The organism is Bradyrhizobium sp. USDA 327, from assembly GCF_041262065.1.
GTDB lineage: Bacteria > Pseudomonadota > Alphaproteobacteria > Rhizobiales > Xanthobacteraceae > Bradyrhizobium > Bradyrhizobium liaoningense.
The window spans coordinates 6,310,624-6,323,669 of record NZ_JBGCCW010000001.1; the positions used below are offsets into that span (position 1 = coordinate 6,310,624).

General features: G+C 58.8%; 9 protein-coding genes and 4 pseudogenes. 6 read left to right on the forward strand and 7 right to left on the reverse strand.

Going from position 1 to position 13,046, the window contains the following annotated elements; all coding sequences use genetic code 11:
- Positions 1-107: 107 nt before the first annotated feature.
- The 4 genes from ABIA42_RS29810 to ABIA42_RS29825 all read right to left on the reverse strand — a co-directional run bounded on the left by ABIA42_RS29810 (position 108) and on the right by ABIA42_RS29825 (position 3,792).
- Entirely contained in the window at positions 108-803 is a 696-nt protein-coding gene (locus tag ABIA42_RS29810) for a hypothetical protein (RefSeq protein ID WP_370118447.1), read from the reverse strand.
- Between the two features lie 103 nt (positions 804-906).
- On the reverse strand, positions 907-1,770 hold the full coding sequence (locus ABIA42_RS29815; protein ID WP_370118445.1) for an AAA family ATPase: 864 nt from the start codon (positions 1,768-1,770) through the stop codon (positions 907-909).
- A protein-coding gene (locus tag ABIA42_RS29820) for an IS3-like element ISBj3 family transposase (RefSeq protein WP_085973330.1) occupies positions 1,685-2,820 on the reverse strand; the annotation gives its coding sequence in 2 pieces (ribosomal slippage) (positions 1,685-2,562 and positions 2,562-2,820; 1,137 coding nt in all). Before ABIA42_RS29820 ends, ABIA42_RS29815 begins: the two co-directional genes overlap by 86 nt.
- Before the next feature lie 36 nt (positions 2,821-2,856).
- Positions 2,857-3,792, reverse strand: a complete 936-nt coding sequence (locus ABIA42_RS29825; protein ID WP_370118442.1) for an AAA family ATPase — start codon at positions 3,790-3,792, stop codon at positions 2,857-2,859.
- 2,369 nt (positions 3,793-6,161) lie between these two features.
- Between ABIA42_RS29825 and ABIA42_RS29830 the strand changes: the two genes are divergently transcribed.
- Entirely contained in the window at positions 6,162-6,359 is a 198-nt protein-coding gene (locus ABIA42_RS29830) for a hypothetical protein (protein WP_193560862.1), read from the forward strand.
- Positions 6,360-7,590: 1,231 nt separating this feature from the next.
- On the opposite strand, the gene ABIA42_RS29835 is transcribed toward ABIA42_RS29830, so the two are convergent.
- Complete coding sequence (locus tag ABIA42_RS29835) at positions 7,591-8,613, reverse strand: IS110 family transposase (protein ID WP_370118439.1); 1,023 nt, start codon at positions 8,611-8,613, stop codon at positions 7,591-7,593.
- Positions 8,614-8,818: 205 nt separating this feature from the next.
- Here ABIA42_RS29835 and ABIA42_RS29840 point away from each other — a divergent pair, with 205 nt between their 5' ends.
- The 5 genes and pseudogenes from ABIA42_RS29840 to ABIA42_RS29860 all read left to right on the forward strand — a co-directional run.
- Positions 8,819-9,844 carry an IS110 family transposase gene (locus ABIA42_RS29840; RefSeq protein ID WP_370118436.1) on the forward strand — a complete coding sequence of 342 codons (1,026 nt, stop codon included), beginning with the start codon at positions 8,819-8,821 and terminating at the stop codon, positions 9,842-9,844.
- 232 nt (positions 9,845-10,076) lie between these two features.
- Positions 10,077-10,433 (forward strand): annotated as a pseudogene (locus tag ABIA42_RS29845) (transposase); the annotation flags it as partial.
- A 232-nt stretch (positions 10,434-10,665) separates the two neighbouring features.
- A pseudogene (locus tag ABIA42_RS29850) lies at positions 10,666-11,022 on the forward strand (transposase); the annotation flags it as partial.
- Between the two features lie 232 nt (positions 11,023-11,254).
- Positions 11,255-11,611: pseudogene (locus ABIA42_RS29855) on the forward strand (transposase); the annotation flags it as partial.
- Between the two features lie 232 nt (positions 11,612-11,843).
- Positions 11,844-12,200: pseudogene (locus ABIA42_RS29860) on the forward strand (transposase); the annotation flags it as partial.
- A gap of 334 nt (positions 12,201-12,534) precedes the next feature.
- On the opposite strand, the gene ABIA42_RS29865 reads toward ABIA42_RS29860, so the two are convergent.
- Both ABIA42_RS29865 and ABIA42_RS29870 read right to left on the reverse strand, forming a co-directional pair.
- Positions 12,535-12,729 (reverse strand): hypothetical protein, encoded by a 195-nt coding sequence (locus tag ABIA42_RS29865; RefSeq protein ID WP_370118433.1) that lies wholly within the window; start codon positions 12,727-12,729, stop codon positions 12,535-12,537.
- Positions 12,726-12,917 carry a hypothetical protein gene (locus ABIA42_RS29870; protein ID WP_370118431.1) on the reverse strand — a complete coding sequence of 64 codons (192 nt, stop codon included), beginning with the start codon at positions 12,915-12,917 and terminating at the stop codon, positions 12,726-12,728. The genes ABIA42_RS29865 and ABIA42_RS29870 overlap by 4 nt, the downstream gene beginning before the upstream one ends.
- Positions 12,918-13,046 lie beyond the last annotated feature (129 nt).

Here is a 13,046-nt window from a genome sequence, read left to right on the forward strand (position 1 = left end):
AAAAAGGCGGGCCGGGATCGAGCCGGCGCCGAAGTTGTGCACGTCACGTCGACCACAAAATGTGGCCTCATATCTCTGGCAGCGAAACCTACGATTGGCGCAAACGGCTAGGCAGCCATAAGCTCGGCCAGTTTTCGCGCGGCGCGGACCACCGCTTGTTTGCCGATTCCCTCGTATGTGCGCTTGCTGCTACCTGGCCCGGCAACCAGCTCGCCGATCTCGGCAGCTGTACTGTCATCGAGAACCGCATCTAGCACTTTCGCGTGCTTGCCCATTTTGGTCCTAAGTCGGCCCTCGTCGATACTTCGGACTATGACGTCCTCGACTGTCTGGGTATTAGCTTGGGCTGGCGAGGCCTTGGCTTTACGCGGGCGGCGGAACCGTTCGACGTGCATGGCCCTGCTGTACGGGGGGAGCTTCTTTTCGAAGGTTGGATCCTTCTTCGCCTTCTCGTCCTCCTCGTACATTGCAATCAAATCTTCGGCGCTCGTGGTTTCCATCAGGGTTTCGACGATGGTGCCTTCGGGCGTAGTGGGTTTGTTGATAGGCCGCGCTGGTTCAGCGTGATTGTCGTTATCGGCAATTAGCGCCTTACCCGTTAGTTCTGACCACGCATTGATGCTGCGCAGCGTGATGGTATCGCCGGCCTTGTGGAGGCCTGGAATGAGCTGGGAGCGGTTCACGTGAAATATCTCCTGGGACGTGACGTACTGGCCTTTTTGGCTCTTGGTTTCGTCCGGCTGTCCCGCCGGATCGAATGATGGTCGCAGCGATGGCTGGGTGCTCTGGGATTGCCCGCCCATAGGTTGCGCCGGATTGATTGTAAGAAATATTCAAGTTCACCATCGGCAGGTGCAGGTGCATTGGTGCACACCCTAAAGGGGGTGTGCACCTGCACCTTTGCACCTAGCCTTCTGATTGGTCGCTTGGTGCAGGTGCAAGTGCATCAGGTGCATGCACCTCGCTTGCACCTAGATTTTGCACCTCGGTCGGGACGTAGACCTTCGGGATGCCGGTCGATTTGACGCGACCTGCTTCTTCAAGCGCCTTGATGGCTCGCTTAAACCTTGACGCGATGGTGTTCTCTTTCACCTCGGGGTGCATCTGGTGATATCTCGCTTGCCACATGCCACCGCCGACAGGGTGCCCGCCCCCTGAAAGCTCGGTCAGGATTTCCATCAAATCGGTCTCTGCCTGGGCCTGCACGGTTTGGCTTGCCACCTTGGCAAAGCCAGCAACGTCCGCAGACTTCACCACTACAGGCGCAGTAATCGGCTCGCCGTCCTCGTCCGCGCCGAGATTCACGGACTCCATGCGGAAGTTACAGATGACGCCTTCCTCGCCGTCGTTGGTGCCGTCGCACTCAAGCACATGGCCGGCCGCGTTCTTCTTGACCATGAACGACGCATCAACCGCGCCGTCCAGGTCGATAGCACCCTTGCCGCGCTCGCCAGCCCAGCCGGTATGATGCACCACTGTCAGGTGCGAGCCAGTATCGGCAATAATCGTGTCGCAGGACCGGACATACTTGGCCATGTCCTTCGATTGATGCTGGTCCCCCGGCCCGAAGGTGCGCGTCAGCGTGTCGATGATAATCCAGACACAGGGCTGGCCAGTTATCTCAGAGCTGGCCCCGGTTATCTGAACAGCAATTCCGCGTCGATAAGTGGAGTTTCTGCCAGAGTTAGGCTGCCGCGCGGAACGGCAGCGGGCTGAAGTAAGCTTGATCGGGGGTGCCGCCGTCAAGGCTCGAGTGGGGACGCCGGCCATTGTAAAAGGCGAGGTATCGGCCGATCGAGGCGCGGGCGTCGGACACGGTGTCGTAGGCGCGCAGATAGACCTCTTCGTATTTGATGCTGCGCCACAGACGCTCGACGAACACGTTGTCGCGCCAGGCGCCCCGACCGTCCATGCTGATGGCGATGCCATGACTGGCGAGCATGCCGGTGAACGCGGCGCCCGTGAACTGCGAGCCTTGGTCGGTATTGAAGATGTCCGGCTTGCCATGGCGAGCGAGAGCGTCCTCCAGCGTCTCGACGCAGAATGCGGCTTCCATAGTGATCGAGACGCGCCACGACAGCACCCGGCGGCTGAACCAGTCCAGCACCACCGCGAGATAGACGAAGCCGCGCGCCATCGGGATGTAGGTGATGTCCATCGCCCAGACCTGGTTCGGGCCTGTGATCTCCATCCCGCGCAGCAGATACGGATAGATCTTGTGCCCGGGTTCGGGCTTGGTGGTACGCGGCCGGCGATAGAGCGCCTCTATCCCCATCCGCCGCATCAGCGTTTTGACATGCCGGCGGCCGATCTTGCACCCCTCGGCAGCCAGCAGGTCTCGCAACATTCGCGAACCGGCGAAAGGAAACTCCAGGTGCAGCCGGTCAAGCCGCTGCATGATCGCGAGGTCGGCGGGCGACACCGGACGTGGTAGATAATAGATACTGCCACGGCTGATCTTCAAAACTTCCGCCTGTTTGGTGATCGGCAGGTCGTGCTCACGGTCGATCATCGCTTTGCGCTCAGCAGGCCGGCTTTGCTGAGCGCGCCTTCTAAAAAATCGTTCTCAAGCGTCAGCTCCCCGATCTTGGCGTGCAGCGTTTTCACGTCTACCGCGGACTCGCTCGCTCTGTTGCCACCGCCAGGACCAAACACCTCGGCCGCCGCCTCCTGAAGCTGGGACTTCCACTGCGTGATCTGGTTCGGGTGCACGTCGAAATGCTCAGCCAGCTGGGCCAGCGTCATCTCGCCCTTGATCGCCGCTAACGCCACCTTGGCCTTGAATGCCGGTGCGTGTTGCCGGCGGGCTCGTCTGCTCATCGTCTCTCCTGATTCGCGGGACAATCTTGCCCGCCGTCAGGCAGAAACTCCACTTACCGCCCTGTCCAGATTTCCGGAGCCAGCTCTCTCCGCTGCCTTTTTGACTGCCATGGCAATCGCTGTGGCGTGAAGCGTGCCGGTGGTCATATCTATCAGGCCACCGAGCACGAGGAGCGGAAGGTCTTTGACGCCGTGCTGCTTGCGGAACGCCATCATGCGCCGCTCGGTCAGTTTCTTGCGCTCAGCAGCGACATATACCACCAAGCCCTGTTTCACCTTCCTGCCCATCCATGGCAGGCCAGCCGCAATATGACAGGCAAGGTCAGTCACGATAACCGACTTTCCAGAGCCTGGCAGGCCGCTAATCATCGTGAACTCACCAGCGCCAAGCATGCCTTTGACGACGGTTTCCTTCTTCGCCTCGGTGCCGATGTCATCGAACCAGGTGAAGGTTAGCTTGCCCCACGAGTCCAGCTTCGATGGCGACAGGCTGTTGTCGTTGGCCGGTGTCGGTTTGGATAACAGCCGCGCCCGCAGAAGCGCGGACGCCTTCTGTAGGTTGGTTGGCTCGCGCTTGGGTGGCTCGGCCCCGATATCGCGAGCGATAATCGACTCGGCAACAGCGCGGTCGGACTCTGGTCCATGGATGTGGATTAGCTCGGGCTTGCCGTCAGCCAGCCGTATCAGGAATGTTGCGTCCGGGTCGCAGCCGGCGACGTTGCTGACAAGAACGCAGGCAGCGCGGGCGGAAGGCTCGTCCTCCGGCCATTCATCGGAAGGCAATGCCCGGACGTTGGCTGGGTCGGCCTTGGCCCAATCGGGCTCGCCGTCCTCACCAGCCGGCGCAAGCACCACGTCAGCGAGGCAGTGGCCATGGTCGGTCAGAATGTCATAGATGCCGAAGGTAACGTCGCGCGTTTCGTTAGTCTGAATCGGGTGGGCGTCGACAGAGTTAGCTTGCGAAACGTTCATGCTGCGACAGTCCTGCGACGGTAAGGAGGGCAATCTTGTTGGCTATGTCGTGGTGGAACGCACAGGTGCGGCCACGCTCATTGTCAGGACCAAACGCGCGGTACGAACCATCCGCCGCCCGCGAAACCCTCACGCCGTAAATCTTGATACCTTCGACCGTCTCGACATCGACGTGCGCAATAGCTCCCGCACCCGTTCGTGCGGGGCGTAGTCCAATAATTCTCATCTCAATCCTTATGAAGGTTAGTTGGCGGCTAGCCTTGCCGCTGGCTCGAAGAAAAACTCGCCGTCCATCTGGCAGAATACGATTCCACGCCGGTCTATGCCGGCGATTGCCAGCGCAAGCCGCCTGTCAAAGTCCGTTTGACGTGGGTCCGACATGACGCAATTTGCCCACGCGCGACGCCTTGCTCGATTGTCCATGAAAAAGCCTCCGCAGTTGGTTGGACCCATAAAGAACAGTAGGGTTGGCAGGGCCAAAGCACTAAAGGGCTGGCCCAAGAAAAATCGTATGGATAGGTCGCCTCCTCGACGCCGGTCAACCCGCGTGCCGTTCCTAAGCTTGGTGGTTTTGATGCCCATGAACCCAAATACGAATTTTCAGGGAAAGTGGGGGTGAGCACCCAATAAAAAACGCCGCCTGCGGGGGCTCAATAGGACGCCCCCTGCGACGATTTAGGACACTTGATTCCGGGCTGATGCTGATTTTAATTTTCTGTTGCCGGGGCTGGTTTTCATTACGAACGAAATTGCGACCGGCAGGGGGCCGCCATCGAGCGGCCCCTATCAATTTGGATAGAATGAGCAGAGGATAGTCACTGCTAGCCGAACGCGTCGCTCACCGCGTGCTCAGGCTCCCAAAGGCTCCAGTCTCTGCCAGCCCCGGACTGGGGCCTTTTATTTGGGCCGCCAACCGACGCAGCCCCCGTTTTGTTCCACTTTCAACCTAAAAGCGATTTATCCGGTTGTACGGTTGTGCTGGGGCCTCACTTGGCCATTGGCCCGCGCGCAGCATCACTCATCCTCTGGTGTGCGGGTTGCCAGTAGTAGAATTTCGTCAACGATTACAGTGGGCGAATTGCTGGCTAACCGGCTAGCTAAGGCATTTAAAAGGCTTAATAAGTTTGTTCCGCTAGGGAGCGCCATTTACAGAAAAATAATACAATAAAATCAGCTAGATAGCCCCAGAGGGCCATTCATATTACACACCTGTTTACACATCATTGGCATGATGACCGCAATGCTCTTTCTGTCGTCAGCGCCGCGAAGCGGCGGAATGCCGCCATTAAAAGCAGCCGATCTCCGAGTTGGGGCAGTCGCTCTCGAAATGGAGGATGGGGAGAAGCGGTAGTGGCACGTCAAGCTGCATTGCCGCCAACTCTGCCGCCGCGCCTAATCGATCGTGAGGCCTCCGCAGCATATGCCTCGGTTAGCCCGAACACGTTTGACCTTCTCGTGACGGCGGGAGGCATGCCCAAGCCGCGGGTCATTCCGGGTACGAGACGACTGGCTTGGGACGTTCGCGAACTCGATGTCGCGATCGACGCTCTGCCTCACCACGGGGAAGAGCACGCGACCGGCGTTGACGCCGATGTTGGTTGGGAGAGGTAGGCCATGCCTCGCAAACTGCCACCAAACGTCGAGCGCAACGTCGTCAAGGGGCATGCGTATCTGTCGTTTCGGATCGGAAAGGCTTGGCATCTGCCACAGTACGGGGACGCCTCAACACCCGCCGGCGCGACGCGGTTCAACCGCAAGGTTCGGCAGCAACAGAGATATGCCAAACAGCGCGCCGAGCGCCTGGCCGCGATGACGCCCCAACAGCGAGCGACGCACGACGCCTGGCACCGAGCCCGTCGCCCGGGCCTATGGGAGGCTATTTGGTTTTTTTCTGAGATGAAGTGTCGACTATGCCTGTTCGGCCGAATGGTGGGATTGTCCCAACGACAGCCGCCGAATTAGAAGCGATGTTGGTTGGGGATCTATCCGATGACGCGAAGACGCTCTTCGACGTCATTGTGTTAGACGTGTCAAATCCTGCGGCCTCGGTTACGCGAAAGTCTCGTAAGAAGGCTCGCAAATGAACCGTGGCTCCGCTTCGCAATCGTCAGGCCGTCGCGTGGGCAATACTTCTTGCCGGCCTCGGGCTGTTCGTCGCGCTCTATCTTCCTTGGTAAGGGCCTTTGGGGAGGCCCTGCAAACGCCCGTTGATGTGGCCGAGGAAGCTGTCACATTACTTTGACGTACAGGTGCCAATTTTGCAGGCGCTGGGATTTCGGAGCCCAGACCGGAATACGCGGCGAACGCTGCCAAGCGAATATATTCCGCTTGTGCAGCGTTCAGTATCCTCTCAATTTCGGGAGTTCGGCGTGTTTGATGCTGAAATGACTGCGCTGCTCAGGGCGGTGCTCGACGAAGTTTGCGAAAATATTCCTGTAAGCGAAACGGGCGCCAGAGCGTACGTTGCTTCGAAGCTGCTCGATGCTGCGGCACATGGACAGCTCTCAACCGACGCGTTGAAAGCGGCGGGTCGCGAGGCCCTGAGCCCACCAACGATGTGGCGCTGATTTTCCGCTCCACGTCACTCGATCACATCGTATTCGAACGCGACGCCCTCCGGGTCGTTCTCCTCGAACCATCGTTCCGCGGCGTCCACCGTCGCGAAGACTTGATGTGATCGACGTCGCCGACCTGCTTGGCGGTGTTCACATAGACGCCCACCGTTGTGTTCCTTTTCAAAACTCGAGCCGGCGCTGTCCGTATCTAACCCAGTGTCCGAACCTGATTTAAGGGCCTAACATGGTAGAAGGCAAGCCAGCGGGGAAAGGCGATCCCACGTCCCGCGCGGGCAACAGGAAGGCTGAGCCATTGATCAACATTGCTGAGTGCCGAGAGCAGGCTAACCACTACAAGAGACTTTCTGGCGTGAGCGGCATTTCCAAGGATCGCGCCGCCGTCCTGAAAAACATCGCCCGAAGTTTCGTGGGTTTGGCTGGCCAGCTGGATAGACTGGCTTCCCGTGCGAGGAACGAGCAGAGGTAAGGCAGCCTCAGCTGATGGCCTTAGTTACCAAGGTCGGCGGTTCTTTTTTTTGACCTTGGGAAATTTACGGTGGGCACCGGTTCACGCTGGCGGGCCTAGCACTCCCGGCGCTCAAATCCGCAATTGGATCGGCAACCGGGAGCATTGGGGCTGGAATTGCCATGCCCTGCCATGTCGGCCCTCCAAGTGACAATACGTAGAAAACCGAAGTCCGGTAGTTGTCCGGACTCCATTTTCGGAACGGGGTGTTCTACTGAAGGAACACCGGCGCGATTTGAGCACTAATTTTTTTGTTATTCCGGGAATGCCGCAGTGGGGCTGGAACCACGCTGCGGCTTTTCCCATTCGGGGCGTACTGGTCCCAGCTGCGTTCCGTCAGGCAAACACTAACCTTTGACCCCTGCGGTAGCCTGCATCATAACTGTCACATGAAGAAAGGCGACGTGACGTGCCCTGATTGTTCGGCGGGATCTCGCCGGATCGAACTTGAATCCCGCAAGGGCATGTGTGGATGGCCCCCGTCTTGCAAGAATTATTTTCGTGATGAGCAGTGGTCGCTTGCAGTCATGTGTCCGGCCTTTGTGCGCGGTGTCGTACCTAACCGCTGGCCTTGATGGATTCCGCGGATCGAGGCCTTATCAGTTGGCCGGGTTCGAACGCCACTGAGGCGGTCAGGTTTCTCTCGATCCGTCGGGTGACCGACTCTGCCATCACGTGTTTTCACTCTCGCAAGCTGGCGGCACGCTCCTTAGCGGGTCATGCCGCCAATGCTGCGTTGCGGTAGGTGTCCTGTCTGCTCATAATCGCCCAAGCTACGCGTGCCGTTTTATTGGCCAAGGCGACTGCGACAACTAGTCTTGGCTTTCGACTGAGCAAGGACCTTAGCCAAGGGTCGGCCTTGGCCTGTTTCGAACAGAGCAGCACGGTGTGAGCACTGTTAACGAGCAGGCGGCGGAGATAACTGTCACCTCGTTTGCTAATCCGGCCGAGACGCGCTTTGCCACCGGTGGAGTTTTGTCGCGGTACCAACCCAAGCCAAGCGGCGAACTCTCTACCGCTGCAGAATGTCTTTGGGTCGGCAACAGTTGCTGCAATCGCGGTGGCGATGATCGGCCCTATTCCCGGGACAGTGGCCAGACGTTGGCTGACTGGATTGTTCTTATGCCATGCTAGGATCTGCTTCTCGAGTCCTGCGATCCGGGTCTGAGTATCTTCGATCTGGCTAACGATCACCGTCAGCACCTGGCGGGCAATATCCGATATACGCCTGTCCTCCTCATCCAGGACAATTGCGATCAGTTTCGCCACTTTGTGCAGCCCCTGCGCCTCAATAAGACCGAACTCGGCCAAGTGCCCACGCAGAGCATTAACTAGCATGGTGCGCTGACGGATCAGCAAATCGCGAGCCCGATGTATCATGAGGGCCGATTGTTGCTCCGTCGTTTTTATCGGCACGAAGCGCATCGATGGACGTCTAACTGCCTCGCAGATCGCCTCGGCATCGGCCACGTCGTTCTTGTTGCGCCTTACATAGGCTTTTACATAAGCAGGCGGCATGAGTCGTGGCACATGGCCGAGCGCAGTTAACTCGCGCGCCCAATGATGCGCCGTCGCGCAGGCTTCCAGCCCGACGAGGCACGACGGAAGCCCTGCAAAGAAAGCGAGAACTTGGCCTCGTCGCAGTTGCTTGCGCATGATTACGCTCCCCGCCTCATCAACCGCATGCACCTGGAAAACCTTCTTTGCCAGATCAAGACCGATTGCTGTAATATTGCCCATGGATGGCTCCCATTACTGGTGATCTTCGACGACCACCATTATGGCACTCGATGCCGCGAGAGGGGGCCATCCACATGGGGTAATCGCAGGAGCGAGTTGCCCTAAAGACAGTCAATAGTCTTTTGGAGGGTGGCTGTTCCCCGATAGGATGGAAATACGGGCTCACGACTGGACGCCGGGCCCAAGCATCGAATGGAGAACAGCCATGGAAGAGTATATCGGTCTCGATGTATCGATGAAAGAGACGGCGGTCTCGATCCGTCGAGCAGGTGAACGGATCTGGCGCGGCAAGTGTGCATCTGATCCCAGTGTCATCGCCGCGCTCATCCGCAAGCGGGCGCCGGCCGTGAAACGCGTGGTGTTCGAGACGGGACCGCTGTCGGTATGGTTCTATCATTCTTTGCGCACCGAAGGATTGCCGGCGATCTGCGTCGATGCGCGCCATGCTAAAGCGGCGCTCGATATGGCGGCGAACAAGACGGACGCGAACGACGCCGATGGTCTGGCGCAGCTCGCGGAAGTCGGGTTCTTTCGTGAGGTGCGCGTGAAGGGATTCAACAGCATGCTGACCCGCACGCTTGTCGCGGCGCGCACGCGGCTGGTCCGGATCACCACCGAGCTTTCGAACCAGATCCGCGGCGTCATGAAGACCTTCGGTCTGCTTGTTCCCGCCGGAAAGGGAAGCACCTTCGAGAAGAACGTCCGGAACCTTCTGGCTGATCAGGACGGACTTGCATCCATCGTGCTTCCGATGCTGGAAGCCTGGCGTGGCATTCGCATCCGCGCCGCCGAACTCGGTCGCCAGTTGGTTCGGGATGCGCGCGAGAGTCAGGCTTGCCGCATCCTCATGTCGATTCCGGGCATCGGTGCGACAACCGCAACCTCTTTTGCCACAGCTATTGAGGAGCCTGACAACTTCAGGAAATCCCGATCTGTTGGCGCGTGGATCGGCCTGACAACGCGCCGCTACCAATCCGGAGAAGTCGATTATGATGGCCATATATCCCGACGTGGCGACCGCCATTTGCGTGGGCTTCTGTATGAAGCGGCAGCGGTCATTCTGACGCGCAGCTCAACCGACAGCGCTCTGCGGACGTGGGGACGGCAGCTCCGGGAGAGGATCGGCTTCAAAAGAGCCGCCGTGGCTGTGGCACGGAAACTGGCGGTGATAATGCATACGATGCTTAAGACCGGCGAGCTGTTCAATCCGAATGCCGGAGCCGCCGCATAAGCTCGGATAGCGTTCAGAACCTGAACGCCTAAGGTGTCCCTGCCGGGACGTGAGCCGAGCCATTCCGCTGATGGGGTTGCACTGCTGACTCAGCAAAGTGCGTAGTCCACATTGAAGGCTCGTCCGCGAAGCTCCATCATGCGGCGACCAATGTCGACCGCGAAGACAACCATGCACCCGGCAGCGTCTCTTGACGAAACTAAATGCTTGACGTCCCAGCAGCGATTAGACAACCGCAACCTCTTTTGCCACAGCTATTGAGGAGCCTGACAACTTCAGGAAATCCCGATCTGTTGGCGCGTGGATCGGCCTGACAACGCGCCGCTACCAATCCGGAGAAGTCGATTATGATGGCCATATATCCCGACGTGGCGACCGCCATTTGCGTGGGCTTCTGTATGAAGCGGCAGCGGTCATTCTGACGCGCAGCTCAACCGACAGCGCTCTGCGGACGTGGGGACGGCAGCTCCGGGAGAGGATCGGCTTCAAAAGAGCCGCCGTGGCTGTGGCACGGAAACTGGCGGTGATAATGCATACGATGCTTAAGACCGGCGAGCTGTTCAATCCGAATGCCGGAGCCGCCGCATAAGCTCGGATAGCGTTCAGAACCTGAACGCCTAAGGTGTCCCTGCCGGGACGTGAGCCGAGCCATTCCGCTGATGGGGTTGCACTGCTGACTCAGCAAAGTGCGTAGTCCACATTGAAGGCTCGTCCGCGAAGCTCCATCATGCGGCGACCAATGTCGACCGCGAAGACAACCATGCACCCGGCAGCGTCTCTTGACGAAACTAAATGCTTGACGTCCCAGCAGCGATTAGACAACCGCAACCTCTTTTGCCACAGCTATTGAGGAGCCTGACAACTTCAGGAAATCCCGATCTGTTGGCGCGTGGATCGGCCTGACAACGCGCCGCTACCAATCCGGAGAAGTCGATTATGATGGCCATATATCCCGACGTGGCGACCGCCATTTGCGTGGGCTTCTGTATGAAGCGGCAGCGGTCATTCTGACGCGCAGCTCAACCGACAGCGCTCTGCGGACGTGGGGACGGCAGCTCCGGGAGAGGATCGGCTTCAAAAGAGCCGCCGTGGCTGTGGCACGGAAACTGGCGGTGATAATGCATACGATGCTTAAGACCGGCGAGCTGTTCAATCCGAATGCCGGAGCCGCCGCATAAGCTCGGATAGCGTTCAGAACCTGAACGCCTAAGGTGTCCCTGCCGGGACGTGAGCCGAGCCATTCCGCTGATGGGGTTGCACTGCTGACTCAGCAAAGTGCGTAGTCCACATTGAAGGCTCGTCCGCGAAGCTCCATCATGCGGCGACCAATGTCGACCGCGAAGACAACCATGCACCCGGCAGCGTCTCTTGACGAAACTAAATGCTTGACGTCCCAGCAGCGATTAGACAACCGCAACCTCTTTTGCCACAGCTATTGAGGAGCCTGACAACTTCAGGAAATCCCGATCTGTTGGCGCGTGGATCGGCCTGACAACGCGCCGCTACCAATCCGGAGAAGTCGATTATGATGGCCATATATCCCGACGTGGCGACCGCCATTTGCGTGGGCTTCTGTATGAAGCGGCAGCGGTCATTCTGACGCGCAGCTCAACCGACAGCGCTCTGCGGACGTGGGGACGGCAGCTCCGGGAGAGGATCGGCTTCAAAAGAGCCGCCGTGGCTGTGGCACGGAAACTGGCGGTGATAATGCATACGATGCTTAAGACCGGCGAGCTGTTCAATCCGAATGCCGGAGCCGCCGCATAAGCTCGGATAGCGTTCAGAACCTGAACGCCTAAGGTGTCCCTGCCGGGACGTGAGCCGAGCCATTCCGCTGATGGGGTTGCACTGCTGACTCAGCAAAGTGCGTAGTCCACATTGAAGGCTCGTCCGCGAAGCTCCATCATGCGGCGACCAATGTCGACCGCGAAGACAACCATGCACCCGGCAGCGTCTCTTGACGAAACTAAATGCTTGACGTCCCAGCAGCGATTAGACAACCGCAACCTCTTTTGCCACAGCTATTGAGGAGCCTGACAACTTCAGGAAATCCCGATCTGTTGGCGCGTGGATCGGCCTGACAACGCGCCGCTACCAATCCGGAGAAGTCGATTATGATGGCCATATATCCCGACGTGGCGACCGCCATTTGCGTGGGCTTCTGTATGAAGCGGCAGCGGTCATTCTGACGCGCAGCTCAACCGACAGCGCTCTGCGGACGTGGGGACGGCAGCTCCGGGAGAGGATCGGCTTCAAAAGAGCCGCCGTGGCTGTGGCACGGAAACTGGCGGTGATAATGCATACGATGCTTAAGACCGGCGAGCTGTTCAATCCGAATGCCGGAGCCGCCGCATAAGCTCGGATAGCGTTCAGAACCTGAACGCCTAAGGTGTCCCTGCCGGGACGTGAGCCGAGCCATTCCGCTGATGGGGTTGCACTGCTGACTCAGCAAAGTGCGTAGTCCACATTGAAGGCTCGTCCGCGAAGCTCCATCATGCGGCGACCAATGTCGACCGCGAAGACAACCATGCACCCGGCAGCGTCTCTTGACGAAACTAAATGCTTGACGTCCCAGCAGCGATTAGACAACCCCATCAGTTGGCGGCTTCTTCATTGATCCCGCTTCAGCTTGCGTCGTCCCCAGTGAGGCTCTTTGCCCTTCGGGTTAAACTCCGGGACGTGGTGGCGGTTCAATGCCCGCATGACCCCGATGCTGGCAAACATACTCGGGCCTCCACCTTCATCGCGGCTTGCCATTCCGATGCGGCGTGCTCTTTCTTCGGCAACGCGGCGATGTACTCGCCGGCGTCGAGCTGCGTCACCAGTATGCGATCGCCGATCGTGATCGGATCCTCGAAACGCCGACCCCAGCCTCGTTCCGTCATTCCTTCCGCTTCAGCTCAAGTCTCGCGGCAGCAATGGCGTGTTCAACCTCGTCGGCCAGAACTGTCAGATGCTCGGCCAGCCTTGTGAACAGTTCTCGCTTCTTGGGTTCAGTAGCAAGATCGCGGATCAAGGCGCACTCGGCGGCATCCGTGCGGAGCTTTTCTAACTGAGCCTGCATGTCCTTCATTGCGATCGGTTCCGTTCCCGATGAGGAACTATACTGCTTTGGGCACAAGTGGACAGAACGATTGCCGGTTTTTCCTATGCTCGTCACCACCTGGCGACCCCATTACCGCAAAGGTCACCTCCAACGGCC

What these genes read in the sequence shown, in the direction of transcription:
- ABIA42_RS29810 (WP_370118447.1), bottom strand. Translation starts at nt 803, where the DNA reads ATGGGCGGGCAATCCCAGAGCACCCAGCCATCGCTGCGACCATCATTC.
- ABIA42_RS29815 (WP_370118445.1), bottom strand. Translation starts at nt 1,770, where the DNA reads ATGGCCGGCGTCCCCACTCGAGCCTTGACGGCGGCACCCCCGATCAAG.
- ABIA42_RS29825 (WP_370118442.1), bottom strand. Translation starts at nt 3,792, where the DNA reads ATGAACGTTTCGCAAGCTAACTCTGTCGACGCCCACCCGATTCAGACT.
- ABIA42_RS29835 (WP_370118439.1), bottom strand. Translation starts at nt 8,613, where the DNA reads ATGGGCAATATTACAGCAATCGGTCTTGATCTGGCAAAGAAGGTTTTC.
- ABIA42_RS29840 (WP_370118436.1), top strand. Translation starts at nt 8,819, where the DNA reads ATGGAAGAGTATATCGGTCTCGATGTATCGATGAAAGAGACGGCGGTC.
- ABIA42_RS29865 (WP_370118433.1), bottom strand. Translation starts at nt 12,729, where the DNA reads ATGACGGAACGAGGCTGGGGTCGGCGTTTCGAGGATCCGATCACGATC.
- ABIA42_RS29870 (WP_370118431.1), bottom strand. Translation starts at nt 12,917, where the DNA reads ATGAAGGACATGCAGGCTCAGTTAGAAAAGCTCCGCACGGATGCCGCC.